This window comes from Rheinheimera sp. WS51 (assembly GCF_050936095.1).
In the GTDB taxonomy this organism is placed as follows: domain Bacteria; phylum Pseudomonadota; class Gammaproteobacteria; order Enterobacterales; family Alteromonadaceae; genus Alishewanella.
This window is the reverse complement of record NZ_JBOTRC010000001.1, coordinates 316071-339818: the sequence shown is the minus strand read 5'-3', so window position 1 is coordinate 339818 and position 23748 is coordinate 316071. Positions and strand designations below refer to the sequence as shown.

Below are 23748 nucleotides of genomic sequence, written 5' to 3'. Positions count from 1 at the left end.
TGGCAAAGCTTTTGCAATATCTACAAATAAAGCACTCTTTTCTGGACTGAAATATGAAACTGACAACAAAAATTGCAACTCTAAGCTTGTTACTCTCTTCTACAGTAATGCTGAATGTTAATGCTGAAAACTTAGGAAATTTAGACAAAGTCTCTGGCAGTGCCGACATTCAAAGTCATCAACAATACGCCGATATCTCATTAGTGAATGGCAGTATTAATATGGCGACACAAAGCCAAGCGAAAGAAATTTCTACTGTTAATGGCAGCATTAGGTTGGCAGATCAAGTGCGACTACACAGCGCCAGCACTGTAAATGGTAAAATAGTTGCAGGTTCAGGACTACTAGTCGCCACTGATTTAGCGGTGGTAAATGGTAAAATAGATCTGGGCAAGCAAGCTCAAGTTAAGGGTAATATAAGCACAGTTAATGGCGGTATTAATGTAATAGACAGCACAGTAGGCGGCGATATTACTACTTTAAACGGTGATATCAGCTTAAAAGGTCATAGCGTTATACATGGGAATATTATCTATTCTAAAACCAAAACTAGCTGGTCTAATTGGTCATGGTGGCCCTGGAGCAAGCAAAACAGTGAAAAAGATATCCCTACCTTATCAATAGACGAAACAGTAGTAATTAATGGTAATATTATTCTTAACCAGGCAGTTAACCTAAATATTACCAGCCCAGTATTGCGAGCTAAAGTGATTGATAAAACTTAATCTATTCCTCAAGTTAACTTAGATTGAATTAAGCAGCATAAAGCGCTAGTGATTAAAAATAACCTAGTGCTTTTCAGCTTGTACTAAAGCGAACTAACCAAACTAAAACAGCAATATTTAGCAGCGTCATGGCCCAAAACACTAGCAAAAATGTTGTTTTCTTTGTTTTATGTCGTAACTGATGTTGGGCAAGCAAGGCGCCTGGCCAGCCGCCAATTAAGGCTAGAATTTGTAGCGTTGACTCTGGTGTACGCCATGCTTGTTGACTTGCTTTGCGTTTATCCCAAGCATAAATTATAAAGGTAATTAGGCTTAATACGGCATAACTAAGCAGCCAATACCAACTTAGCGTTAATAACCAAGTAACTAGCAGCATAACCATAAAAAATAGTGTTACCACCCAAAACGGCCAATGCGATTTTACTTTAGCTTGCATCATTTATTCCTTTTAATATAAGCCTTTAAAACAATATTTATTGTAAATGCCATATCTTATAAGGTTTTAAGCATCCAAACATCACAACCATTATGAATAGTGCCCGCTAAGGGATGGCTTAAATGCTTAAAGCCAAACTTTTCATATAAATTAATAGCAGATTCCATTGTAGCTAAAGTATCTAAATAGCATTGCTTGTAACCTTTACTTTTGGCATAGCTAAGACAGTGTTCAGTAAGTTGCTTGCCAATACCTAAACCGCGGCTAGTTGGCAGTATAAATAATTTACGTAATTCACATGTATCACTACTGCCATTAAAAGCCGCAATACCACTGCCTCCTACTACAGAGTCATTCACTAGCACAACAAAATAACGGCTGGCTTCTTTGTCACTATAATGTTGGCTCATTGCAGCAACTTCTGGATCCGACGGGCCAAAGCCCTCACCTATAGCACCAAACTCAGCTCCCACTTGCTTAATGATTTTGCTTATTACTGCATCATAATCAGGTGTAATTTCTTTAATTATAAGGTTCAATAGTGCTTTCCTAATTAAGACGAAACAGCTTTACAACCGAGCCGAAATGAGTCGGCGATGGCTAACAACCAAAGAATAGCCAATAGATAAGTACAATAAGTTAGCGCAGGCTTTGTTGCCATGGCATCGAATACCGCCTGCGATATAGCAGAAATATCTAACGGGATCGTCCCCTCGATAACCTGTTTTGTAATAAGCTTAGTTTGAGTAAGCAGCTCACTAACAAGCAAGTATAACGGCACGGTGAATACAGTGGCCCACATAAAACCTTGGCGTTTTTTTTCAAGAAAAATATGGCCTAACCCAGGGTAAATGACAGCAGAAATCACTGCAGCTTTTACAGGTTTTTTCATAGCTAATTTAAAGTATCTACCTCTTGATAAGGCATTTAACCCTAATTAATAAAATTATGCTTCACTTATTATGTCAAAGCCGCCATATATTAAACGCTTACCATCAAATGGCATTGGATTATTATCTGGGTGCATTCTAGGATCGGCCATAATTGCTTGCCAACCCGCATCGCGTACAGTCTTTGATGGCCAAACAACAGAAGAAAATACGACAGTTTCATCTTTGTTGCACTTTACTGCTAGTGGAAATGACGTCATTTCCCCTTCAGGCACATCGTCACCCCAAGCTTCAGTTATTTTTAGGGCCCCGTGCTCTTTAAATACAATGGCCGATAACTTTGCGTGTTGAATATATTGCTCTTTATTAGCAGTTGGAACCGCAGCAACAAAACCATCAATGTAAGACATCTCTTTCTCCTTTATTGATATTAAACAAGCTCTACTTAGTCACTACCCAGATTGCATGCACCATGCCAGGGAAGAAAAATATTAAACATAAAATAATATTAATAAGCAGATCTTTACCAACACCAGACTTTAACAAAACAGCAATCGGGGGTAAGAAAATGGCCAGTAAAATTAAAATAAGTTTATTCATAATAAATTCCTTAGATTTAAATACCTAGTTCACAGCAAATGTAATAAGGCTTATTACAGCTTAGAATATTTATATGAGTTATAACAGGCGATAAAACAGACTTACAAATAAATTAAAGTTTTGCTACTACTGGTCGATACCCTGACTAGTGTAATACCAATATTAGCTTATCAGGAGTAAGTCATGGCTATCACAACAGGAAATCACTCGTCTATTACTGGCACAACAAAAGCTAACAGCAATTCAGTTAAGCAACATGACAGCCAAACAATTAAAAACCAAGCGGCTGAAATGAAGCAAGCCAACAACATTGCTATTTTACGTGCTAATGAAAAAGTGTCTTTAAGCAGCAATAACGACTCATTAAGCTTGTTATACAAAACAGCATTAGAAGGTATTAACGCTGAGCTTGAACCAATAATGGGCACTAACGCGGCACAAAAAATATATGATTCTGGTATTGATACTTCGCCAGAAGCCACGGCTGAACGCATCGTTAGCTTTGCTACTGCCTTTTACGGTAAATACAAAGAGCAAAATCCGGGTAAATCAGAAGAAGAAAATCTAGAGAGCTTTTTAAAGGTTATAGGTGGCGGCATTGAAAAAGGCTTTGCTGATGCCAAAAATATTCTTAAAGGCTTGCAAGTTTATGAAGGTGAAGTAGAAAGCGGCGTAGATAAAACCTATGGCTTAGTCATGGATGGTTTAGCAAGTTTCAGAGAAAAAATGTTAGAGCAAATCGCTAAGTCTGAGCAAGAAGACAGTAGCTTAGGCTAAAAATAACGCTCTACACTAAAGCCTAAACTAAGTTGACGGCCAGCTGCGGGTTCAAAAGAGCGGCCGTTTGCCTGATTTACCACTACCGAGCCGACATAGTCTTTATCCAATATATTATCTAACCGCAGCCATTGCTTAAAGTGCCAATTAGCGCTGACTTGCTTAGCATCTAAGCTGGCATGCCACAGTATATAAGATGGCGCAAACTGCTCATTGTTATCGTTAGTTGCCACCCGAGAACGATATTGCGCCACTATAGCCGCGCGTAAGCTATCATCATGCCAAGGCTGGTAATTGGCTTGAATAAATACATTTTTGCTTGCCACACCCGGTATGCGATTGCCGTTTAGCGAGTCACTTTGCAGCTTATCTTTATAGTTTGCTGTCATTATAGTGGCCGCAGCCCGTAACTGAATTGCTGGATGCAGTTGGTAACGCCAGCTTAACTCAACGCCTTGTCGTTCAGTTTGCGCTGCATTACGATAAGTAGCGCGGCCATCAATAGATTGATCAACAACAATCTCGTTATCGCTGTCTACTCGAAATAGGCTTAATTGCGCTTGGCCATTGGCATCAGCGCTCAGCCATTTAATGCCTGCTTCGTATTGCATAATTTTTGCCGGGCCAAGATCAGAGTTTAAACCTGTACCTTGGTTGCGATAAGCCAGCTCAGTTAATGTTGGAGTTTCAAAGCCATGACCTACAGCAGTAAATAGCGCCCATTGCTTAGTTAACTGATAATTTAAACCGCTGGTCCAAGCGGTTTCGCTGTAGCGCGTTTGGCCACTATCATCGGGATTAATCCCAGCGACAATATAACGATCCTTAACGTCAAACACTAAATTAGATAACCTAAAACCGGCTAACCAACTTAATTTATCAGTGACTGCTAGTGTGCTTAAAGTATACAAATCATTTTTGGCTACACGGCTAGTTTCATCACGGCGTAGCTCACCAGCTGTACCAAAATTATTAATAAAACCTTGCCGTGTATCTTTTTGTCGCTCAATATCAGTGCCTAAACTAAGCTGCCAGCGGCCAGTAAAAACCTGCGGTCGCCAATTGAATTGACCATGCACACCATAAAAGTTTCTGGCTAAGTCAATCACAGCCCCAGAAGAAGTGATATCATCAGCACGAAATGGTAAGTATTGCTCTATTTCACGTAAGCCGTGCCATGTTGCAACTTGCCAGTCGTAATGCGCTAACTGCTGTTGAATAGTGAGTGATTGCTGGCGGTGGCGAATAGACTTTCTAGTGTTAAATCTAGCGGCTCCACTAAAAGTTTGGCTACTATTTTCAGCCCATTGCATGGCCGTTAATGAACCAGGATCTTGCAATAAAGGCGCATGGTTATCATCTACTCGGGCTAGTAACTCGATATTATTGGCCAGCTGATAAGTGCCACGCAGTGCATATTGATCACGCTCTGCACTGGCCTGCTCACGATCACCATCTGTTCTAAAACGCGCATAATGACCACTAACACTAAATGTATCTTGCACCATAGCGGCATCTAAACTGCTGCGCTGACGAGCATTCGCACCTATGGCATGGCTTAGCGCCAAATAGCTGTTGGCAGCAGGTTGGCTCTGTAAATTAATAATGCCACCGGCAGCATTGCCATAAACTGCCGCTATGGGCCCGCGTAATACTTCAACTTTGCTGGGGTGATTTATAAAGATACTAGAAACTTGTGTTTGGCCATCCGGCATAGATAAAGGCACACCGTCTAAGCGCATTACCACACCACGTACGCCAAAAGCCGCTCTGGCGCCAAAGCCGCGTAAAATTATGCGTGTATCTTGCGCAAAATTATAGCGGCTATCTACTTGCAAGCCAGCAATACCAGCTAAAATTTCCGCCATATCGCTGCGCATACCCGGTAACTGCTCAGTCACGTTAATCTTGTCGATAGAAGCTGGACTGGCAAGCCAAGGTTGTTCAGTACGAGTGGCAGTGACAATAATACGCTCTATATACTCTGTTTCAGCTTGATTAGCAGCATGAATATCAAGTTTAGTTTGGCTAGCTGTATCAGCTACTGCAGAGCCAGCGGCAATAAAAAGGCTCGCTAAAAGGGCGAGCCTAAATGTCGTTTTACTTTGCACTTACTTCACCGCTGACAAGCGTAAAATAGCGCCTTTAGGCTCATCTGTAAGTAAATAAACACTGCCATCTGGAGCAACTTTCACTTCACGAATACGCCGTTTAAGATTAAGTGTTTCTTGATGAATAATATGGCTGCCATTCACTTCTAATCGCGCTAATTGTTGGCCTCTTAGGCCAGTTGCTAGCAAGTTACCCTGCCACTGGACAAACTGATTACCTTGGTAAAAAGCTGCGCCAGATACGGCAATAGACGGCGTCCAATGCCAAATAGGTTGCTCCATACCGTCCTTTTTAAAGCCTATACCTACCTCACCGCCGCCGTATTGTTCGCCATGGGTAATAATGGGCCAGCCATAATTTAATCCAGCCTGAGGAATATTCACTTCATCGCCGCCCTGTGGGCCATGTTCAACTGCCCAAAGTTGGCCAGTTTCAGGTTGAATAGCCATACCTTGAATATTACGATGACCATAAGACCAAATTTCTGGCAAAGCACCTGCTTGATTCACAAAAGGGTTAGACTTAGGCACAGTGCCATCGGGGTGAATACGAACTAATTTGCCAGTATGGTTAGCCAAACTTTGTACATCATCTTGGCGATGGCCATGATCGCCTAAGCCAATAAACAAAAACTCACCATCGGCAGAAAATGCTAGTCGACCGCCATAATGACGACCGCCCATAACTTTTGGCTGTTGGCTAAAAATAACAGTTACATCATGCAGCTTATTGTTTTCAAGTCGCGCTCTGGCCACAGCAGTACTTGTAATATCACTGCCGGTACTTTCTGGCTCAGCATAAGCAAAATAGACTAATTTATCTTGACTAAAATTTGGGCTTAATACTATGTCAAATAAACCACCTTGACCGCGAACTTTAATTTCTGGCAAGCCGCCAATTGGCTCTCCCACAGTGCCATCGGCGGCTATTAATCGTAAATTACCCGCCCGCTCGCTAACTAGCATTTGGCCATCATCTAAAAACGCCAAGCCCCAAGGGTGATTAAGACCAGTGGCAACAGTATCTACTTTAACATCTGCCCAGCGGGTTTTAAGAATATCGGAGTCAGCATGGCTAGTTAAACTTGTCAGGCTAAGACTTAGTAGCAAAAAAGTCATCCTTAGTGATTTCATGTTTTCTCCATCAGCTTTTAAAACACAATCTGTTGTAATGAATTAAGCATAAACCAGTTAACTGTAAAAGGAAGAGTAAAATTAAGCAGAGATTTATATCAGGTAGATTAGTTTAAAAACTGTAACTATTAAAAACCCCAAGCACTTGTTACTGCACTTGGGGTTAACACTAACGTAAATAGCTTAGCCTTTACGAAAAACACGACTAAATAAGCCCATTAACCCTAAGCCAAATAGCGCGAGTGTGGCAGGAGCTGGCACGCCTTCTGCGATAGGAGCTGCTTGGTCTATATAAAACATATCCATACCAAAGCAAAATGCATCATGAACATGGCCAGGTTGGCCGTGAACTGTACTGGCCGAAGTGAACCTAACAGTATCTACCGCATCAAAATTAGCACTTAAGAAAATTTGCGGATCGGTCTGTAACGGGCTACCTACATTATTAATGCCAACAAAACCCCAAGTATCTGGCGTTAATAACATCCGCTCTAGCATAACACCACCACTCCAAGCCTCAACGTAAGTTTCTTCATCACCAGTAGCCCAACCACCACCCACGCTGGTATTACTAGTTAAAATAAAATAGTTTAAGTCAAAAAAGCCACCACCGATTTTTTTGATTTCCATAGCGCTTAACGCATTACTCCAATGTGCATGCACCACAGCATTTGATGCCCCGTAATAATCACCAATAAACTCATGGCTGCCAATAAAGTCAAAAATAAAACCATCTTCTTCGTAATAATCAACATTATTACATGATGCGCTATCTGATACCGCACAAGTACCACCGTTACCTAAATATGCTGTACCGCCAGAAAAGTCAATAATGGCGGCGTTAGAAAAAGCACTAAAAGCTAACGCGCCACTAAGAATTAAATTAAGTAAAAACTGTTTCATTCAAATTTCCTTTTAATATTATAGTTATGTAATCTTTATGAGATTTGACATGCATACTTCCAGCCAAATCTACAGCATTGATTTTTAACGAGTTAATTTACTTAATTTAAATTTGTGTAAAGTTACCTGACAGGATAAGCCAGCAACCACTTCAAATAAGTAATAATCACCATATATAAAGCGAGCAAAAACCCTAGGTAAAATACGCGATACATAATATTTTTAATTCGCTCTTGGCTAATTTTGGGTTCTATTAAAAGCCAATAAAGCATACAAAACAGTCCGAATAGGTAGGGATACCAATAGATAATTAGCGCTGGTTTATAAAAATAGGCATTAATATTTAGCGGTTTATCTAAAAACCAAAATACTAGCCAATGGCCGCCTAACCACATAGCATATAAAATACTGCTCATCACCACTTGAGTCAGGGCAGTAGCAAGTGAGGACACTAAAGGTGACATTTCAGGCGCAGTGATCCTGTTAGCTGTTTTAACTGACGGGCTATCTTTTTCTTTATTTGTTTTTATTGATACTAAAGCTAAAAGCGCGATAACAGGCGTAAAGGCGTTAAGTACGTACATCCACCACTCAGCTTGGCCGTTCATTAAATCACCCTCTCTAGCAGCCAGAGAATATGATTAATTCCCTGAAGCACCATGCCTAAGATTAAAAACGGAAAAAAAATAAAACTACCCACATTCCATTCTAAGCCATCTTTAGATACAAGCGCTTTTAAGGTAAATAAACTGACCACATAGCCAATGTAGCAGAGCCAATTACCGTCTACTGCAATAAAAGCCAAAGGCGAGATATCCTCAACAGCTAAAGGCAATAAAACTACCAGTTTAAAGCCCATAGTCAGCAAGGTTGCTAACAAGCAAAATCCTGCATAGACCACTAAGTTAATACGTTTAGAGTTACTCGGTAAATGATAAAAAGCCTTAATATTAAAGCCCAAAAATGATTCATGATCTGAAAGCAAAAATAGAAACGCAGTTAAATAAAACGGATTTAAAAAGGTGTAAGCTAATAAATTAAGCTGTTCAGAGGAAGTCATTATCTAATTCCATTTATATAGACACTACGGCACCATCGAACCAAGCGCCATAGCGCTATGATGAACGACAGCGGGATTACTACAACTGCGAAAAGTGACCACAGGAAGAGCAACTCACTGATACTGCCCGCCCATCCGTTACATTGGAAGCCACCAAAGCCAAATGCACAGTTAGCTGCTGAAACTGCGGTTGAAATAATACCTAGGGTCGCCACCAAGATAAACGTCGCGATGGAAGCAACGGGAAATCTAGGCTTTCTTTCCCTGTCTTTATCAATAGCGAGCGGCTTGTTACACGCCCTGTCCTCAGCTTTACTATGGGTTATCTTTGATAATTTTTTTATGTGATTTCTCTTAGTTTATTAAGAACCTCGACTAATATTTCTGTGCCCATAGTGCTTTGAATAAGATCGTTCATTTCGCCTTGTAGAAACGCCTGCCACGAAACAACTTTTGCCCCTGAACCCTGTGCATAACGGCCATATGCAGACAAAACTGTCTTGTTATCTAATATGGACACTAAATAAAGCTCTTTATCTGGCTCGTCTAGTTTCCATTCAAATAGAGATTTAGGTTGTTTATATGCCATTTAAATTATCGATCTAACGCTTATCAGGCGGGGAAGCCTATATTTAACCAAATATCTTTTCATTTTGTAAATTTATTGTTTTGAAGGCTACAACAGCCTATAGCTTTATTCAATAAGTTACTGTTACAGCAAACTTAGCCAGCAGCACAAAGGCAAAAATTAACCATGCGAATAATTGGGGTCAGATCAAAATTAAATCTGCTTAAATAATTGGGGTCAGATCAAAATTAAATCTGCTTGCGCCACCCAACCGGCCGTCCTCTCTGCCCCATTTGCTGCCGCCGTCCCGTTAAATCTGCAACTTCTTGCTTAAACCTGTCATTACCCAGCGCCATACCACTTTTCGCCGCGCTGCGAATATCACACAACAAGGCCTCATTGACTTCGCCTTTGAACATATCACGATAGGCTTGCTGCCGCTCAACCTCAGACTCTGCCAAAGCCAGATAACACGCATGCGGCTGGCACAACACAGATTGCTTACCCAGTGCATTGATGGCGTAGCTGGACCAAGCATACTCCGCAGGCGAACTCACCATACCTGCCCGTACCGGGTTCATTTCTATATAGCGGTACACCGCTAAAACATAGTGCTCTTCCTGCACCAGACAGGATTTGAAGCGCCCTTCCCATAACGTGCCACTGCGCTGGTAGCGCCGGTTGAAATACTGCACGTATTGTCGTCCCAGGCTTTGCATCATCTGGCTGATACCGCTGCTATCAGACGCAGTACATAACATATGCACATGGTTGGTCATAAATACCCAGGCATGAAGGTGCACACCAAAGGCATCCGAATACGTTTTCAACCAATGTGCATAAGCGGCAAAATCTTCGTCATCTGCAAAACACACCTGTCGGTTATTGCCGCGCTGAATTATGTGCTCTGGCACGCCGGCTAAATGAACTCGGGGCAGTCTTGCCATAGCTGAGTCTCAGGTTACTGATCGATAGCTTAAGCTTAGTCTATTTAATTTTGATCTGACCCCGTTTATCAACAAGGCCTCATTGACTTCGCTTTTAAACATATCGCGATAGACTTGTTGCCGCTCAGCCTCAGACTCTGCCAAAGCCAGATAACACGCATGCGGCTGGCACAACACAGATTGCTTACCCAGTGCATTGATGGCGTAGCTGGACCAACCATACTCCGCAGGCGAACCAACCATACCTGCCCTTACCGAGTTCATTTCTATATAGCGGTACACCGCTAAAACATAATGCTCTTCCTGCACCAGACAGGATTTAAATCGCCCTTCCCATAACGTGCCGCTGCGCTGGTAGCGCCGGTTGAAATACTGCACGTATTGCCGCCCCAGGCTTTGCATCATCTGGCTGATACCGCTGCTATCAGACGCAGTACATAACATATGCACATGGTTGGTCATAAATACCCAGGCATGAAGGTGCACACCAAAGGCATCCGAATACGTTTTCAACCAATGTGCATAAGCGGCAAAATCTTCGTCATCTGCAAAACACACCTGTCGGTTATTGCCGCGCTGAATTATGTGCTCTGGCACGCCGGCTACATGAACTCGGGGCAGTCTTGCCATAGCTGAGTCTCAGGTTACTGATCGATGGCTTACGCTTAGTCTATTTAATTTTGATCTGACCCCGTTTATCGTAACTCACTAATATCACTGTAGATATAATGGCTCAGCCAATCATAGCGTACCGTGCGATTAAAGCGTTCTATGTAAGCATTTTGCTGCGGTTTACCTGGCTGAATAAACTTCAATTCAATCTCATTTTTTACGGCCCAATCCGCTAATTTTTGACTGATATATTCGGGGCCATTATCACAACGTATTTGTTTTGGTTTACCGCGCCATTCTATGATGTGATTTAATGAGCGTATAACGCGCTCTGCTGGTAAGGATAAATCGGCATCAATCGCTAATCCTTCACGGTTAAAATCATCAATAACATTAAACAAACGACACGTTCTACCATCTGAAAGTTGGTCATGCATAAAATCCATTGACCAACATTCATTAATGGTTTCTGGTACCGCTAAAACGTCTGGTTTCTCCCGCGTTAAACGTTTTCTCGGCTTAATGCGCATATTCAATTCAAGGTCACGATAAATGCGATACACACGCTTGTGGTTCCATAAATAGCCTTTCACATTCCGTAAGTACAAAAAGCATAAACCAAAGCCCCAATTACATTGATTTTGAGTTAGGCCTAACAGCAGCTCGGCTATTTTTAAATTATCGCTCGCGAGTGTTGCTTTATAGCGATAACAGGTCTCACTAATCTTAAATGTGCGACAGGCTAAGGCTATACTCATGATATTATTTTCAACGACTTCTTGGGCTATACGTTTGCGCTCAGAAGCCTTTACCACTTTTTTGCCATGGCTTCCTGAATGACTTCTGCTTTAAGGCGCTCTTCGGCATACATTTTTTTCAAGCGACGGTTTTCATCTTCAAGCTCTTTCATCCGAGCCATCAGTGATGCATCCATACCGCCATATTTAGCGCGCCATTTATAAAAGGTGGAGTTGCCCATGCCGTGCTCACGGCAAAGTTCAGGGATTGGTACACCACTTTCGGCTTGCTTTAAAATGTTGAGTATTTGGCTGTCTGTAAAGTGTGCTTTTTTCATCATTTCCTCCTAGGGATACAATAAGAGAAAATTCTACATTTAACATCTATTAATTATTGGGGGGATTACCCATGGATTTTCCTTATCTTGAAGAATCATGATTATCATCATATTGCCTTCGACAATTAAGTAGTTAGAGACTTCTTTGCTGGCTAAGACGAACTTAGCTACACCCTCCTTTCCTTTTGCATCCAACTCAATGGATATAAGCTCTGACATTAACTTATGTTCTGGCTCAGCTGCTTTACAGGTCAACAAGAATTTATCACTTGCAGTGGCAGCACGAGAAGTTAAAAGTGATAACACGACTAGCAAGGAGACTTTGGTAAAACTCATCTTCATATTATTTATACCATTAAGTTGATAAAAAAGCGGACATACTGGACTGACATGTGATTTATCACTGCGTAGAAATCATTGAACGCAAAGCCAATACACTAACAATAACAGCCCCAATCTGAACAATAATCATACATAAAACTAACTCAAGAAAAAGTAGCTTTCTAACCCGATAAGCAAACTTTAAATTCACAAAAATCAAGCTAACACCACTAAATCCTCTATATCTTAGAAGTCGAGCTGAACGCTTAAATGGCAGTTTACCCAACATTGCTCTCTCAAAGAAAATTGTGGAATTGGCCCACACTGAATAAACCCCTATTGTCAGCAGGATAAAAAACAATAATGTTGCAGGAGTATTCGAAATATCAAACTTTGTAAAATCCAAATTCCTAGCCACGAGGAAAACTAAAGAAAATATAATTACTTGGGGAGTCAAATTTCTTAAAAATTCCAAAAAATGAATTCTTAAGTCTACTAACAGGCTAAAAAGCTTACGCCTTTTAGCCATCCTGAAATTATTACTCATCGATATCACTCATAACCTTTGCGTATTCATTCCAATCAATCGCGGGTACAGTTCCCAATGATTGTAACTTTTGTAATAGCCTAAAGATCAGATATGCCATGCTGTTATTTAGCGGACTAAAATGGTGGAGCCCCCAGAAACAATCAAAAGATCGGTCTGAAAGTGCTAAAACAAAATCCAACTTACACTCACCGTCCGTCTGGGCAATACTTGATGCAAACGCATCACTCTGGAGCCCTCCCACCCAAGCTACATCTGGTGCAATTAATCCAGCGATAATTTCAAAGTGAGCTTTAGCAGGGTATTGGCCGCCAGCATGCACAATAGGTACACTTGTTCTTACTAAGCTTCTGACAGATTTGGCTTTATCCCTGGCGTAGGAAATATATTCCTTATTAACTTCGGGCTTGACTTCAAGAACACAGTAAACCGCCTCAGCAGGAATGTATCGATGACTTTGCTGGTCCAGTAATGTAGGAGTATACTGATTATCGAAAATCACTATGTCGATTTGCTGGCTGCTCTTCCCGTTACTGTCAATAACAATACCAGTGTCTACATCGTACCTTTTGGGTAGATACCTTCGTAACATTTGCATAAAATGTTTTTCATTGATATCACCCATTACACCGTTATGAGTCACTGATTTTGACGCTAACTTTAAATGTAAACCTAGAACATCCTGCTCAGCTGCAAAAGATTGTCTAAGAAAAGCTTTTCCATCAACATCAGAAAGTGATTTTGCTTTATTCATCTGTTCATCCAAAAATCAGTCTAATATGAAAATTCATTACTAAATACTTTCTTCAACAAACGGTTTGGTAGGTACCATTGCACTAGCTATTTCTTTAGCCCTCGAAGCGCTGATAGTTCCATTTGGGTAGGCATCCAAAACTATTGATGGGATCAGGCGTTGAGAAATGTCTGAAAAAGTAAAGCCGAAATTCCTATCATCAGAATTACCAGTAATACGTGCTAAATCCAGAATATCATTTGTAGATAATCCGGCAGGTTTCAACAAATGATTTAGTAAGTGAGCACGTTGTTCCAAAGTTGGTCTTTGAAAGGTGACTATTTCTGCAGCTCGCCGTCGTATTGCTGGGTCTAAAGCATTTAATCGATTTGTACACATAATGACCGCTGCAGGTAATTGACCTTGAGCAATCCTATCTATGCCTCTAATAAATGCATTAACTCCGGCTCGATCTTCATGATGCATTTGCGAAGCTTCACGGGACTGAGCCAATGCATCAGCTTCATCTATCAAGAGAATCACCGCTCCTCTGGAAGAAGAGCCAGTAGACTTAAGCTTCGAGGCTTCAGCAAGAGTGGTATCAAATGCAGCTGTAACCAACTGAGTCATTTCACCTACGCGACCTTGACCTCGTGTACTTAAGCTCATTGGTAGCAAAGTAATCTCAATGTTCTCTTGCCTTGCGACTGCATCACCAATAGTTTCGGCTAACTCAGACTTTCCAGATCCAACATCACCGGCAAGAATAATCAACGGAGGCCGCCTTAACACTGCCTCAGCTAAGAAATATGCATCGGGATGTTTCTTATCAAGCCAATTAGTCAACCCAGTTGGATTGACTAACAATCCAATAATTTTGGTGAGCATTAGTTTACGCTCATCCATGCCAACTAGCCGAGATAACCTGCTTTTAGCATCGACATCAGGGAAAATCGTTCGTTTTTCAAACAACTCATTTATTTCTGTCATTAACATGTCCTTACAGATGATCTGTTAAGCGAGCAACCGCCTGAGCTATAATTTCTATCGCTCTCTAGGTATCCATTGATTGTTGGGACTGGCGCACCAACACGTCTTATAGGTGACTGATTATCAAAGTCATCTTGTTGCTGTGTTGATAAAGCATGCCATTTACTTGTGTAAGTTAAAAAGCTTCTAAATACAGCACCTGAAGTATCTCTATTGGGTCTTACCTTTCCCGGATCGTCATCAATACTTCCGCTCGAAATTTCTGAAGCTGTGTAGAATAGTGAAGGCTCAATCCACTGCCCGTTTCTTTGAAATCCATATTTAACACTTTCCAAATATCCATGTTTCAAGAGAAGAACAAGTTCTTGTTCAAATTTTTCAATTTGTAGATCTGTGGGACCATTCTGATAAAACCTTTGAATACGCTTGAGATCTGCTGCAACTTTGGATGCTAGGTGCTTAGCATGCGTAACAGTGAAAGTTTGAGAATAGGATTGAGTGAAACTTGAAGTCATTTTTAACCTCACACGTCAAAAGTTGAGCCAAACACTTTTTGCCAGTAGTACACTGTTTTCTCTTTAGTAGTCGCAGCTAAGGCAGCATCTATTGCATCACCTGCATCCAGAGCTGCTTCTGCAATTACCTTGAGATTCATTTCTGTATAAAGGCCTGCAACATTGTTGCTGGTATTAACAGGGTCAATAATCTGACATGGCTCCTTGAAGTTCCCTACAGAGTTTCGACTGTAGTAATCAGTGAATATGATTTTCTCCCGTAATTCGCTAGATGCTAAATAGGTAAAAAAGCTTTGTAGTGCCTCAGGATAGTCAGACAAATCCTGACCGTTATCTACTAGGTGGGCTAATACCAACTCAACCATAAATGATTTGAATCTAAAATCACTTCGTTCCCGTTTTTCTTTTCTGGTCCAAAACTTTATAAGTCTTACAACCTGAGAAAAATGGGTATGATTAGCACTCTTTCTTTTCCTAATAAATTCAAGATGCATTGGTATACTAGTTTCAAGATAGGAACCATTTTCTTGACTTACCAAATCGCCTTTCCATTCTTTATCGCCATAGTAAAGAATAGGAACGATATCGACATCCAAACCACTACCCATAAATGAGACGGTAATACTGTAAGTCTGAGGCTTGACTTGATCTGGTTTAAAATTTGGAAACGCGGTGCGCAATCGCTCCGCAACATATTCCAGAAGCTCTTTTACATCAGTAGGAGCTTCCGCCCCTGATATATAACACGCCATGTCCACATCGTTGAGAGATCTAAGAGCAGTCCCTTTGGCCAAACTTCCAGAAAGCATAATCCGTTTAATGGAAAAGGTAGGGTGCTCGCTGATGTAATTTTCTAATTTATCAGCCAATCTTCGTGCTTGAGCCCTATATTCGTCAGCTTTTTCTTTGGGTAAGTTGACTCTATCATTTGCAAATTTCACTAAATCTTTGTGGTCTACATGTAAGCGTGCCATTGTGCACCTCCGTCTAAAGCGTTAATCAACGCGTATCTCAACTTTGCTTACATGCTTTAACTTATATACCGACGAACCGGCTCAAGTAACACAAAAAAAGCAAAATATGTTCAGTACTCCGAACATTTTAGACATGGATTTTTCCGATAGTCAAGCCTATAATGTACGTCTATACCGAACTTTTTTATCAAACTGAGGTACACCCCCAATGAGTACTGCTCTGGCAGATAAAATAAGGGATCTTAGAAAGTCTAAAGGTTTTACTTTGGAAAAATTGGCTGAACTTACAGGCTCAAGTAAAAGTTATATATGGGAACTAGAAAATAAAACACCCCCACGACCATCAGCAGAAAAGCTTGGAAAAATTGCCGAACAACTTGGAGTTACTATAGAGTATTTATTAGATACTGATGGAAGCTTAACAATTGAAGATGCAGCGGATGCTCGGTTCTATAGAAAATATAAACAGATGGACGATAAAGCTAAAGCAAAAATTCGTTCAATAGCAGAACTATGGGATGACGATTCTGACTAAACAACAAAGTCCCTATAAATGGGCTTACAAATTAACTAACATTCTCAATGCTGTTCCAGGATTATCAAGATTTCCAGTTGACGTTAAGCTTACAGCTGAAGAGATATCTAGGAACCTTTATCCTGATGACCCAATATCTATGATAAAAGGGGCTTCATTGCCATCTTTTGAAGCTGGCTTGTTTAAAGCGCCAGCTCATAAAAAAGGTTGGGGAATAATTTATAATAAGGACATTAGTTCCCCAGGTCGTCTTAACTTTACGCTTGCTCATGAGTTTGGTCACTATCTCATTCATCGCCTTGAACATCCAGATGGAATTCAATGTGGTGAACAGGATCTAGTGAGATGGGATTCAGAGTATCGTCAGATGGAACATGAGGCGAATGTATTTGCCGCAAACTTATTAATGCCGTTGGATGACTATAGATTACAAGTTCCTGCAAATATAAAAGCCAGCATCGAATTAATTAGCCAGTGTGCAAACCGCTATGGAGTTTCACTTGTCGCGGCAATACTCAGGTGGCTTGAGTATACAGAAAGCAAATCAGTTTTGGTCGTTTCAAGAGATGGATTTGTACTGTGGGCTAGATCAAGTCAATCAGCATATAAATCGGGATTTTATCTCAAAACATCTAATAGGCAACCAATCCCTGTTCCTGAAAAGTCACTTGCTTCAGAAACTATTTTTCTTCAGATGACATCTATGTCAGCAAAACACAACAACGATGTTTGGTTTGGACAGTACTGTGAGGAAATGCTAATAAATTCTGAGCTTTACGATTTTAAACTCTCATTGATACATTTGAATAGGTACTAACAAGAGAATATCTTATTTTGGTGCCTAGGGCCGGACTCGAACCGGCACGTTGTCGCCAACGGTGGATTTTGAATAAAACGCGTCTAGAATAGTATTTTATAAAACAATAAGTTAATCTAGCAAAGTAGACGCTTAGCAAAAACTTAGCAAACTCTATTCGGACAAAACCCATGCGCAACATGACATATAACAGATGCAACAGCAGTATAAGCACTCACATTTTGTTTAATGCTATTATAGGCACAAGCAAGGTGCTTAACCATGACTAGTCAATTAGAGCGACATGACATTACCGCTGGTCTTTATATCTTCTTACAGAGTAATAGCAAACGTTGGTATGCTCGGTTCTCGCTGAATGGTAAATGGTTATCTCGAACTACCAAAGAGGTAGATAAAGATCGCGCCATTGCCATGGCCCATCGTATCCTAATGGAATATGAAATTCGTGCTAAAACCAACACACTGACTACCAGCAAACGTTTCAAGGACGTTGCTACCAAAGCTATTGCTACCATGAAACATGACATTGAACGTGGCGCAGGTAAGGCTATTTATTCTGATTATATTGCCGCCCTTGAAAAATACCATATTCCATTCTTTGACCGAACCTTTGTTACCTCTATCGATAATGACAAACTACGTGAGTTTGATATATGGCGTGAAAATCTACTTAAACGTAAACCCGCCCGCTCTACTCTCATGACTCATAACGCAGCAATGCAAATCGTATTCAAAGAAGCTGTGGATAGTAAATGGATGTTAGCAGTCCAAGTACCGACTTTAACCACTAATGGCACTACCTCCGCTAGACGCGCAGCTTTTACTCCAGCCGAATACGAACGGATACAAGACCAATTGTATGAAATGGAGCTGAGCAGCCGCAAGGAAGTAACCCGTCAAATCCGTGAGTTAACACAAGACTACGCTGAGTTTGTTATCCATACAGGTATCCGCCCTGGCACTGAATTAGATAACCTGACGTGGGGTGATATACACATGGAGCGTCAGGATGACAAAGCCACCTTTTTTATCAGTGTTCGCAAAGGTAAAACGACTCTACATACAGGCACCCGTGAAGTTGTTTGTAAGCGCGCCATACAACAAATCATATTCCGGATTGCAAAGCGTTTTCCCAAACGTCAGGCGAACGATTTAATATTTCGTTTACCAAATGGCGAAATCACAAATGAAATTAGCCGTACCTTTAATGCCGCATTAAAAGAGATCAACCTTGATAACTCACCACAAGGCAAAAGGAGCTTGTACTCTTTACGTCACTCTTTTATCACATGGGAGCTAATTGCCCAGAAAGTAACAATTGACGTTATAGCGCGCCAGTGTGGTACTAGTATAGAGATGATAGAGCGACACTATAGCCATGTTATACCACGCATGTTTAGTCAGCAGTTATCAGGTGTAAATCTCCCGCAAAAGCAAGAAATTGAATCAAGATGGGAAGTCCGTGAAAAATTAAATAAAATTTGGGCCGAGCGGTATATTAAGTGGGAAAAAAATATCGCACGTAGAGGCTGTATCTAATTGGGGGTGTACTAAGGCGTATATTTCCAAGAGGTTACGCCTAACCTACTTTCATTGTTAAATGACAATTTACATCTAGAAATAAAAATATATTAATTTCGCTAAACCTTACTTGTTTAATACCTAACCGTTCAGGTACATATGTTAACAGGTTAGTGGATGCCAACCATTAACGACTTGCAGGGGTAATCCCCCCAATAAATTATCGATGTAGAATCTTTCTGCCATAAATATAATATTGAGTTTGTGTACTGTAAATACCCCTTTTATAACACAGTCATCTCGTAGAGTATTTATGCCGCATTACGGTACTCTAGCGGCGTCATGTCATTAAGTGAATCGTGCGGTCGTTCAGTGTTATACAACTCAATCCAGTCTGCGGTTATTTGCTTCACTTCATTCAGGTTGTTGAATATGTATAAATCCAGTACATCATCACGATACGTTCGGTTAAATCGTTCAATATATGCGTTTTGGTATGGGCAACCCGGTTTGATGTAGTCAATCGTAATTCCATGTGCTTCTGCCCAGTTGACGAAGGCTTCTGGGGTGAACTCGCTGCCGTTATCAACTCGGATTTTTTCAGGGTAGCCATGCCATTCAGCAAGTTGATCCAGATAACGTATCACACGCAATGATGGCATGCTGGTCGCGATATCAATCCCTAGTACTTCGCGGTTAAAGTCATCAATAACGTTAAATGTCCGAAACCGGACTTTGTTGTGCAAGATATCGCTCATAAAATCCATTGACCAGCACTTACCCAGTGCACTAGGTGCAACCAAGGGTTCCGGATTACGGTTGGGCAGCCGTTGCTTTCCTTTGCGTCGTAGGTTCAGTTTTAGTTGTGTATAAACACGATAGACGCGCTTGTGATTCCAACGATGACCTAGCTTTCGAAGGCGTTTAAAGCATTTAGGGAAACCCCACCGATGATGCCTTTCAATTAACGCATTTAAGGCATCAATGATTTCATCATCATCGGCCAGCTTAGGCTCGTAGTAGTAGTAGTAGGCGGTACGGCTGATGCCGACCACAATACAGCACTTTACAATACTCGCGTTATACTGCACCTGTAGCTCCCGTACCCAGATTTTTCGTTCTGCCACAGGTGCTAAAGCTTTTTTATAATATCCTCTTACATTTGTGATTTCAGGCTCAACTCGGCATACATCTGCTTGAGTTGCCGTTTTTCTTCTTCAAGCTCTTTTAAGCGCCGTACATCGGACGCTTCCATACTGCCATATTTTTCACGCCACTTATAAAAGGTGGAATTGCCAATGCCATACTTACGGCAGATATCTTTAATGGGCACGCCCACTTCGGCTTCTTTCAAAATCGCCACAATTTGGCTTTCTGTTTTGCGTTTGCTCATCGTAAAACTCCTTTGCTTTAGCTTAAAAGAAATTCTACGAGTAATCTGTATTATTTTACGGGGTAGTTACAGATTGAATTCTTGCACTACATCTTGATTTAAGACAGTAAACTAAACACACCAAGTAGTATCAACACCGCTCCACTGAAATAATGAAAGTATGATTTAAAAGACTGGGCGATGGGTAATGATTGAATTGACGAAAATACGCAGCAATAGCTGAAACTGGTTAACATGGCTAGGGTCACGAAGGTTAAACCTAAGATACTGCTTTGCAGCATGAAAGATTTATCGTCATTGATAAACTGCGGTAAAAAAGCGCCAAAAAACAAAATACCTTTTGGATTGAAAAAGGTAATAATGGATGTGCCTCTAAACAAGGCTACTGCATTATATTGGCCTTGAGCCGATGGGATCACTCCCTTTTTGCTTTTAGCCAACCAGCTGGTGATGCCGATATAAACCAAGTAGCCAGCCCCGACAAATTTCACCACTGAGGCCAAGCTCGGAAAGGCGATTAACAAAGCGCCTAGGCCGGCAACAGAGGCAATAAAACACGCGCTATCGCCTAACACTACGCCAGCTGACAATGGCAAAGTGGCTTTTTTACCATGAGCTAAGGTTTGACTAATGAGATAGGCAACGGTTACTCCGGGTGTTATTAAAATAACTAAAGATATGCCTATAAAGCTAAGCCACACTGAAAATTCCAACTTAGTATCCTTTATTTAATGAGCTAAGCCCGCACGTATTAACTTAAAATAAGCCTTTAATCTAAGTTTTCTGGTCAATGCTGATAAATTTGCAACAGTTGCGGCCGTTGAGTTCTATTGGGGCTGTATGATTAGCACCCAATACAATTAGCCTGTTAGCTCGCCTTAAAGAATCTCGCTTAAGTGCCTATATTCTTTGTGGAAGTCTACTTTAGGGTCGCTGATTGAACCGCTGCCGTCTTCATTAAATACTAAGAACCAGTGGTAAGGATACAATTCTTTTAGCTTATGCACTTGCTCGATAGAGACGCAAGTAAAACCTCTTTGGGCAACCAATTCGGAAAATTTGTCTCTTATCGCTTCATCTTTGATATTTGTGACAACGGTACGAACACAACAATACAGGGCGAAATGTTGACCCACCAGGTTGTTACCATCAGGAATGGCTTCATCTAGCATGTCTGATACAAAACGTGCATCCGCGCCTTGAGCGACGATGCCTGCACAAGTTTCTGCCAAGTAATTTATTGTTGGTTTACTCATTTTAAATCTCCATTGTTAAGTTAAATCTTAAGAATTTATAGTTTGTTCAATTAAGTCGGCAACTTGGTGCGATTGTGGCAAGTTTTGCTCGCGCATACCATTGGCTATAGATAGCCTGTCATTTGGCAGGCGCTGTTGCATCAACTGCCACTTCCCAACGAGAGAATTTATCTTTAACTCAATGCCCGTCAAATGGTTATAAAGTTGATTGACAAATTCTGCTGGCGGCTCAGACAACGACCAAGGCTCGGCCATATCTTGCTCAAAGAAGTCCACCGACTTCTCTAAATGCTCTTCCATCCATTGCCTGCCATTGATGACGCTCATCGTACAGTAGGCGTGTACCACCGCATAAGCCCAACTTGGCTGGACGCGACCATGGGTTTTACGATTGGCAAGCCATGTTGGTGAAACATAAGCATCAGCACCTTTAAACACCACCAACACTTGTTGGTCACTAGGCACTCCTTCATAAAAACGATTGGTGCGCGCCACATGCGCGGTCAAAGTACCATAAGGCCCAGCCTCAGTATCAAGCAAAAGTGGAATATGATCGGCGGTAATGCCGTTACTACCGTGAACTGTAATAGCACCTAGAGGATGTGACTTGATCAGATTATGCATCACATCAACCCGACGCTCTTCAAACATTCTGTTTATATACATGTTTACACTCAAATTGTAATGGCTGTATCAGCAATTAAGCTTCAACGTCACCAGCCAAACCATCGGCTACCAAGGACTTTTTGGCATTTTCATTTTTTTCCAAATCACCAAGTCCCATACCCTTTAGCACGTTGTCTGTTTTGCTGAATTTGATGTTTTCATAGCTCACAACTTCAATGTGATTGCCCCAAGGGTCAATAAAGCCTAAAAATCTGCCTGGTAGCGGCTCAATGCCTACGGTTTTTAACGCTTCACGAACCTTTTCTCTGTCATCGACAACAAAACCAAAGTGACCCAGCTTACGGTCTGTCTCGCCACTTTTGGTGAATGCCAAAAACTGATCGCCCATCTCGATTGAGCCCTCCTCAGCGCAAAGAGGGCCTATCTTGATAGATAATAGTTTGCCGTAAAACTCAACCGCAGCTTTGATATCGCCTACTGAAATTGATACATGGTTAATGCCAACAGCTCTCGCTTTGTAGTCATTCATAACATTCCTCTATTTAGTTTATCGAGAACTCTATTACTGATAGGTTATGCCAAGTGTGACACAACAATTTTCAGCGCTTCGGCAAATTGCTTACTTTCTTCCATGCCTGTAATAGAAATTCGATACCAACCGACCAATTGATTTTCTACAAACGGTCTGCGAATTAAAATGCCCAGCTCTTTGAACATGGCCTCTACTATGTGGTCATTTTCATTAGTCAGCTTGATTAAAACGAAGTTGCCACAAGAGTCTTTATATTGAATATCTAATTGCTCGAACTCGCTTATCAGATATTTTTTACAATCAGCAATGGTCTTTTGAAAATTGGCGAGTTGCTCTGGGTGGTCTAGTTGCCATTCAGCAGCCCAAGCAGACAATGCACTAATTTCGTACAAAGGACGGACGCGGCTTATCATGTCGATAATCTCTGCATTGCCTAACATGTAACCGACCCGTGCACCCGCTAAAGCGTGGGCTTTTGACATGGTATGAGTGATGATCACGTTTTCGTATTGATTTATTAAATCTAGATTCTCACTGGTGTTGTGAAGTACATAAAGGTAGGCTTCATCAATCAACAACAAAACATTTTTTTCATACAAGCGACGAGCTAAAAGCGCCATATCATCATGACTTAAACGGGTGCCGACAAAACCACTCGGATCTTCTATGACCATCATTTTTGTTTTGTCTGTAACGGCCGCTAACATGGTTTCAACGTCTGGCTTCCAGTCTGTATCTACGGGCACGCTGGTGTAATCACAGCCTGCGTATTTGGCGTAGTTCTCAAATTGAAAATAGCAAGGCTGATGTAAAACGATATGGTCCCCCTTTTCAATACAGGCATCAAATATTGACTTAATGACCACATCTGAGCCGTGGCCTATGTAAACTTGTTCTTCTTTAACACCTGTTAGTTTAGCTATCTTTTTATAAAGCCCGTCTAAAACCGGATACTGACAGATTTTTTCCGGTGTCAAAGTACTTTTGAAAACTTCGAATTGCTCATCGCTCATTGGATGAAGATTTTCATTCTTATCCAACATTAAGTAGCTTGTTCTATCATCCAAATAAGCTCTAAGTATTTCTCTTGGATGATCGGCAACTTCTTTTCTTACGACTTTCGATAAGTCAAACATCGCATAATTCCCT

Annotated in this window: 30 protein-coding genes and 1 pseudogene; 5 read left to right on the top strand and 26 right to left on the bottom strand. The window is 41.1% G+C overall.

The window, feature by feature from the left end; translation table 11 throughout:
• Positions 1-53: 53 nt before the first annotated feature.
• Positions 54-725: a hypothetical protein gene (locus ACRCA4_RS01665; protein ID WP_433183226.1), complete on the top strand. Its 672-nt coding sequence runs from the start codon at positions 54-56 to the stop codon at positions 723-725.
• A gap of 73 nt (positions 726-798) precedes the next feature.
• Here the strand turns inward: ACRCA4_RS01665 and ACRCA4_RS01660 are convergent, their stop codons facing one another.
• The 5 genes from ACRCA4_RS01660 to ACRCA4_RS01640 are packed head-to-tail and all read right to left on the bottom strand — an operon-like array spanning position 799 to position 2651.
• A complete protein-coding gene (locus tag ACRCA4_RS01660) occupies positions 799-1164 on the bottom strand; it encodes a DUF1294 domain-containing protein (protein WP_433183223.1) in 366 nt (121 codons plus the stop codon).
• Between the two features lie 53 nt (positions 1165-1217).
• Entirely contained in the window at positions 1218-1700 is a 483-nt protein-coding gene (locus tag ACRCA4_RS01655; protein WP_433183220.1) for a GNAT family N-acetyltransferase, read from the bottom strand.
• Positions 1701-1714: 14 nt separating this feature from the next.
• A complete protein-coding gene (locus tag ACRCA4_RS01650; protein ID WP_433183218.1) occupies positions 1715-2053 on the bottom strand; it encodes a hypothetical protein in 339 nt (112 codons plus the stop codon).
• 54 nt (positions 2054-2107) lie between these two features.
• Positions 2108-2461, bottom strand: coding sequence for a DUF1428 domain-containing protein (locus ACRCA4_RS01645; protein ID WP_433183215.1), 354 nt, complete (start codon positions 2459-2461; stop codon positions 2108-2110).
• Positions 2462-2492: 31 nt separating this feature from the next.
• Positions 2493-2651 (bottom strand): YqaE/Pmp3 family membrane protein, encoded by a 159-nt coding sequence (locus tag ACRCA4_RS01640; protein WP_433183212.1) that lies wholly within the window; start codon positions 2649-2651, stop codon positions 2493-2495.
• Positions 2652-2834: 183 nt separating this feature from the next.
• On the opposite strand from ACRCA4_RS01640, the gene ACRCA4_RS01635 reads away from it, so the two are divergent.
• The gene (locus ACRCA4_RS01635; protein ID WP_433183209.1) at positions 2835-3428 is read left to right on the top strand and encodes a DUF5610 domain-containing protein; all 594 of its coding nucleotides are present in this window, start codon (positions 2835-2837) and stop codon (positions 3426-3428) included.
• Here ACRCA4_RS01635 and ACRCA4_RS01630 read toward each other — a convergent pair.
• The 15 genes and pseudogenes from ACRCA4_RS01630 to ACRCA4_RS01560 all read right to left on the bottom strand — a co-directional run bounded on the left by ACRCA4_RS01630 (position 3425) and on the right by ACRCA4_RS01560 (position 15918).
• Positions 3425-5539 carry a TonB-dependent receptor family protein gene (locus ACRCA4_RS01630; RefSeq protein ID WP_433183206.1) on the bottom strand — a complete coding sequence of 705 codons (2115 nt, stop codon included), beginning with the start codon at positions 5537-5539 and terminating at the stop codon, positions 3425-3427. The two genes, ACRCA4_RS01635 and ACRCA4_RS01630, sit on opposite strands and share 4 nt — an antisense overlap.
• Positions 5540-6673 (bottom strand): PQQ-dependent sugar dehydrogenase, encoded by a 1134-nt coding sequence (locus ACRCA4_RS01625; protein ID WP_433183203.1) that lies wholly within the window; start codon positions 6671-6673, stop codon positions 5540-5542. It lies immediately after the preceding gene.
• Positions 6674-6856: 183 nt separating this feature from the next.
• Positions 6857-7576: a PEP-CTERM sorting domain-containing protein gene (locus ACRCA4_RS01620; RefSeq protein ID WP_433183200.1), complete on the bottom strand. Its 720-nt coding sequence runs from the start codon at positions 7574-7576 to the stop codon at positions 6857-6859.
• A 122-nt stretch (positions 7577-7698) separates the two neighbouring features.
• Entirely contained in the window at positions 7699-8184 is a 486-nt protein-coding gene (locus ACRCA4_RS01615) for a hypothetical protein (RefSeq protein ID WP_433183198.1), read from the bottom strand.
• Entirely contained in the window at positions 8184-8636 is a 453-nt protein-coding gene (locus ACRCA4_RS01610) for a hypothetical protein (RefSeq protein ID WP_433183195.1), read from the bottom strand. The genes ACRCA4_RS01615 and ACRCA4_RS01610 overlap by 1 nt, the downstream gene beginning before the upstream one ends.
• Before the next feature lie 340 nt (positions 8637-8976).
• A complete protein-coding gene (locus ACRCA4_RS01605) occupies positions 8977-9225 on the bottom strand; it encodes a hypothetical protein (RefSeq protein WP_433183193.1) in 249 nt (82 codons plus the stop codon).
• Between the two features lie 227 nt (positions 9226-9452).
• Positions 9453-10151: a transposase gene (locus ACRCA4_RS01600; RefSeq protein WP_433183190.1), complete on the bottom strand. Its 699-nt coding sequence runs from the start codon at positions 10149-10151 to the stop codon at positions 9453-9455.
• A 9-nt stretch (positions 10152-10160) separates the two neighbouring features.
• A complete protein-coding gene (locus ACRCA4_RS01595; RefSeq protein ID WP_433183187.1) occupies positions 10161-10781 on the bottom strand; it encodes a transposase in 621 nt (206 codons plus the stop codon).
• 68 nt (positions 10782-10849) lie between these two features.
• Positions 10850-11838, bottom strand: a pseudogene (locus ACRCA4_RS01590) (IS3 family transposase); the annotation flags it as partial.
• A gap of 39 nt (positions 11839-11877) precedes the next feature.
• Positions 11878-12180: a hypothetical protein gene (locus ACRCA4_RS01585; protein ID WP_433183185.1), complete on the bottom strand. Its 303-nt coding sequence runs from the start codon at positions 12178-12180 to the stop codon at positions 11878-11880.
• A gap of 58 nt (positions 12181-12238) precedes the next feature.
• On the bottom strand, positions 12239-12706 hold the full coding sequence (locus tag ACRCA4_RS01580) for a hypothetical protein (RefSeq protein WP_217668572.1): 468 nt from the start codon (positions 12704-12706) through the stop codon (positions 12239-12241).
• Positions 12699-13460 carry a DUF6602 domain-containing protein gene (locus ACRCA4_RS01575; protein ID WP_433183182.1) on the bottom strand — a complete coding sequence of 254 codons (762 nt, stop codon included), beginning with the start codon at positions 13458-13460 and terminating at the stop codon, positions 12699-12701. Before ACRCA4_RS01575 ends, ACRCA4_RS01580 begins: the two co-directional genes overlap by 8 nt.
• Positions 13461-13499: 39 nt before the next feature.
• Positions 13500-14429 carry an AAA family ATPase gene (locus ACRCA4_RS01570; protein ID WP_433183179.1) on the bottom strand — a complete coding sequence of 310 codons (930 nt, stop codon included), beginning with the start codon at positions 14427-14429 and terminating at the stop codon, positions 13500-13502.
• Positions 14429-14944: a hypothetical protein gene (locus ACRCA4_RS01565; RefSeq protein ID WP_217668575.1), complete on the bottom strand. Its 516-nt coding sequence runs from the start codon at positions 14942-14944 to the stop codon at positions 14429-14431. The genes ACRCA4_RS01570 and ACRCA4_RS01565 overlap by 1 nt, the downstream gene beginning before the upstream one ends.
• A gap of 8 nt (positions 14945-14952) precedes the next feature.
• The gene (locus ACRCA4_RS01560; protein ID WP_217668576.1) at positions 14953-15918 is read right to left on the bottom strand and encodes a CBASS oligonucleotide cyclase; all 966 of its coding nucleotides are present in this window, start codon (positions 15916-15918) and stop codon (positions 14953-14955) included.
• Between the two features lie 208 nt (positions 15919-16126).
• Between ACRCA4_RS01560 and ACRCA4_RS01555 the strand changes: the two genes are divergently transcribed.
• From ACRCA4_RS01555 to ACRCA4_RS01545, 3 genes are all read left to right on the top strand, one after another.
• Entirely contained in the window at positions 16127-16453 is a 327-nt protein-coding gene (locus ACRCA4_RS01555; RefSeq protein WP_217668577.1) for a helix-turn-helix domain-containing protein, read from the top strand.
• Positions 16437-17270 carry an ImmA/IrrE family metallo-endopeptidase gene (locus ACRCA4_RS01550; RefSeq protein ID WP_433183174.1) on the top strand — a complete coding sequence of 278 codons (834 nt, stop codon included), beginning with the start codon at positions 16437-16439 and terminating at the stop codon, positions 17268-17270. The genes ACRCA4_RS01555 and ACRCA4_RS01550 overlap by 17 nt, the downstream gene beginning before the upstream one ends.
• Positions 17271-17531: 261 nt before the next feature.
• Positions 17532-18809 (top strand): tyrosine-type recombinase/integrase, encoded by a 1278-nt coding sequence (locus ACRCA4_RS01545; protein WP_433183171.1) that lies wholly within the window; start codon positions 17532-17534, stop codon positions 18807-18809.
• Between the two features lie 293 nt (positions 18810-19102).
• Here ACRCA4_RS01545 and ACRCA4_RS01540 read toward each other — a convergent pair.
• The 6 genes from ACRCA4_RS01540 to ACRCA4_RS01515 form a co-directional block, all read right to left on the bottom strand.
• Positions 19103-20184, bottom strand: a protein-coding gene (locus ACRCA4_RS01540; RefSeq protein WP_433183169.1) for an IS3 family transposase whose coding sequence is annotated in 2 segments (ribosomal slippage) — positions 19103-19953 and positions 19953-20184 — 1083 coding nt in all. Because the reading frame shifts where the segments join, the coding sequence is not laid out codon by codon here.
• Between the two features lie 98 nt (positions 20185-20282).
• Positions 20283-20897, bottom strand: a complete 615-nt coding sequence (locus tag ACRCA4_RS01535; RefSeq protein WP_433183166.1) for a LysE family translocator — start codon at positions 20895-20897, stop codon at positions 20283-20285.
• 165 nt (positions 20898-21062) lie between these two features.
• On the bottom strand, positions 21063-21440 hold the full coding sequence (locus tag ACRCA4_RS01530) for a hypothetical protein (protein WP_433183163.1): 378 nt from the start codon (positions 21438-21440) through the stop codon (positions 21063-21065).
• A 27-nt stretch (positions 21441-21467) separates the two neighbouring features.
• A complete protein-coding gene (locus ACRCA4_RS01525; RefSeq protein ID WP_433183160.1) occupies positions 21468-22106 on the bottom strand; it encodes an FMN-binding negative transcriptional regulator in 639 nt (212 codons plus the stop codon).
• 34 nt (positions 22107-22140) lie between these two features.
• The gene (locus tag ACRCA4_RS01520; protein WP_433183157.1) at positions 22141-22596 is read right to left on the bottom strand and encodes a VOC family protein; all 456 of its coding nucleotides are present in this window, start codon (positions 22594-22596) and stop codon (positions 22141-22143) included.
• Between the two features lie 44 nt (positions 22597-22640).
• Positions 22641-23735 (bottom strand): pyridoxal phosphate-dependent aminotransferase, encoded by a 1095-nt coding sequence (locus ACRCA4_RS01515; RefSeq protein ID WP_433183154.1) that lies wholly within the window; start codon positions 23733-23735, stop codon positions 22641-22643.
• Positions 23736-23748: the final 13 nt, after the last annotated feature.

What these genes read in the sequence shown, in the direction of transcription:
- ACRCA4_RS01665 (WP_433183226.1), top strand. Translation starts at nt 54, where the DNA reads ATGAAACTGACAACAAAAATTGCAACTCTAAGCTTGTTACTCTCTTCT.
- ACRCA4_RS01660 (WP_433183223.1), bottom strand. Translation starts at nt 1,164, where the DNA reads ATGATGCAAGCTAAAGTAAAATCGCATTGGCCGTTTTGGGTGGTAACA.
- ACRCA4_RS01650 (WP_433183218.1), bottom strand. Translation starts at nt 2,053, where the DNA reads ATGAAAAAACCTGTAAAAGCTGCAGTGATTTCTGCTGTCATTTACCCT.
- ACRCA4_RS01645 (WP_433183215.1), bottom strand. Translation starts at nt 2,461, where the DNA reads ATGTCTTACATTGATGGTTTTGTTGCTGCGGTTCCAACTGCTAATAAA.
- ACRCA4_RS01640 (WP_433183212.1), bottom strand. Translation starts at nt 2,651, where the DNA reads ATGAATAAACTTATTTTAATTTTACTGGCCATTTTCTTACCCCCGATT.
- ACRCA4_RS01635 (WP_433183209.1), top strand. Translation starts at nt 2,835, where the DNA reads ATGGCTATCACAACAGGAAATCACTCGTCTATTACTGGCACAACAAAA.
- ACRCA4_RS01625 (WP_433183203.1), bottom strand. Translation starts at nt 6,673, where the DNA reads ATGAAATCACTAAGGATGACTTTTTTGCTACTAAGTCTTAGCCTGACA.
- ACRCA4_RS01620 (WP_433183200.1), bottom strand. Translation starts at nt 7,576, where the DNA reads ATGAAACAGTTTTTACTTAATTTAATTCTTAGTGGCGCGTTAGCTTTT.
- ACRCA4_RS01615 (WP_433183198.1), bottom strand. Translation starts at nt 8,184, where the DNA reads ATGAACGGCCAAGCTGAGTGGTGGATGTACGTACTTAACGCCTTTACG.
- ACRCA4_RS01610 (WP_433183195.1), bottom strand. Translation starts at nt 8,636, where the DNA reads ATGACTTCCTCTGAACAGCTTAATTTATTAGCTTACACCTTTTTAAAT.
- ACRCA4_RS01605 (WP_433183193.1), bottom strand. Translation starts at nt 9,225, where the DNA reads ATGGCATATAAACAACCTAAATCTCTATTTGAATGGAAACTAGACGAG.
- ACRCA4_RS01600 (WP_433183190.1), bottom strand. Translation starts at nt 10,151, where the DNA reads ATGGCAAGACTGCCCCGAGTTCATTTAGCCGGCGTGCCAGAGCACATA.
- ACRCA4_RS01595 (WP_433183187.1), bottom strand. Translation starts at nt 10,781, where the DNA reads ATGGCAAGACTGCCCCGAGTTCATGTAGCCGGCGTGCCAGAGCACATA.
- ACRCA4_RS01585 (WP_433183185.1), bottom strand. Translation starts at nt 12,180, where the DNA reads ATGAAGATGAGTTTTACCAAAGTCTCCTTGCTAGTCGTGTTATCACTT.
- ACRCA4_RS01580 (WP_217668572.1), bottom strand. Translation starts at nt 12,706, where the DNA reads ATGAGTAATAATTTCAGGATGGCTAAAAGGCGTAAGCTTTTTAGCCTG.
- ACRCA4_RS01575 (WP_433183182.1), bottom strand. Translation starts at nt 13,460, where the DNA reads ATGAATAAAGCAAAATCACTTTCTGATGTTGATGGAAAAGCTTTTCTT.
- ACRCA4_RS01570 (WP_433183179.1), bottom strand. Translation starts at nt 14,429, where the DNA reads ATGACAGAAATAAATGAGTTGTTTGAAAAACGAACGATTTTCCCTGAT.
- ACRCA4_RS01565 (WP_217668575.1), bottom strand. Translation starts at nt 14,944, where the DNA reads ATGACTTCAAGTTTCACTCAATCCTATTCTCAAACTTTCACTGTTACG.
- ACRCA4_RS01560 (WP_217668576.1), bottom strand. Translation starts at nt 15,918, where the DNA reads ATGGCACGCTTACATGTAGACCACAAAGATTTAGTGAAATTTGCAAAT.
- ACRCA4_RS01555 (WP_217668577.1), top strand. Translation starts at nt 16,127, where the DNA reads ATGAGTACTGCTCTGGCAGATAAAATAAGGGATCTTAGAAAGTCTAAA.
- ACRCA4_RS01550 (WP_433183174.1), top strand. Translation starts at nt 16,437, where the DNA reads ATGACGATTCTGACTAAACAACAAAGTCCCTATAAATGGGCTTACAAA.
- ACRCA4_RS01545 (WP_433183171.1), top strand. Translation starts at nt 17,532, where the DNA reads ATGACTAGTCAATTAGAGCGACATGACATTACCGCTGGTCTTTATATC.
- ACRCA4_RS01530 (WP_433183163.1), bottom strand. Translation starts at nt 21,440, where the DNA reads ATGAGTAAACCAACAATAAATTACTTGGCAGAAACTTGTGCAGGCATC.
- ACRCA4_RS01525 (WP_433183160.1), bottom strand. Translation starts at nt 22,106, where the DNA reads ATGTATATAAACAGAATGTTTGAAGAGCGTCGGGTTGATGTGATGCAT.
- ACRCA4_RS01520 (WP_433183157.1), bottom strand. Translation starts at nt 22,596, where the DNA reads ATGAATGACTACAAAGCGAGAGCTGTTGGCATTAACCATGTATCAATT.
- ACRCA4_RS01515 (WP_433183154.1), bottom strand. Translation starts at nt 23,735, where the DNA reads ATGTTTGACTTATCGAAAGTCGTAAGAAAAGAAGTTGCCGATCATCCA.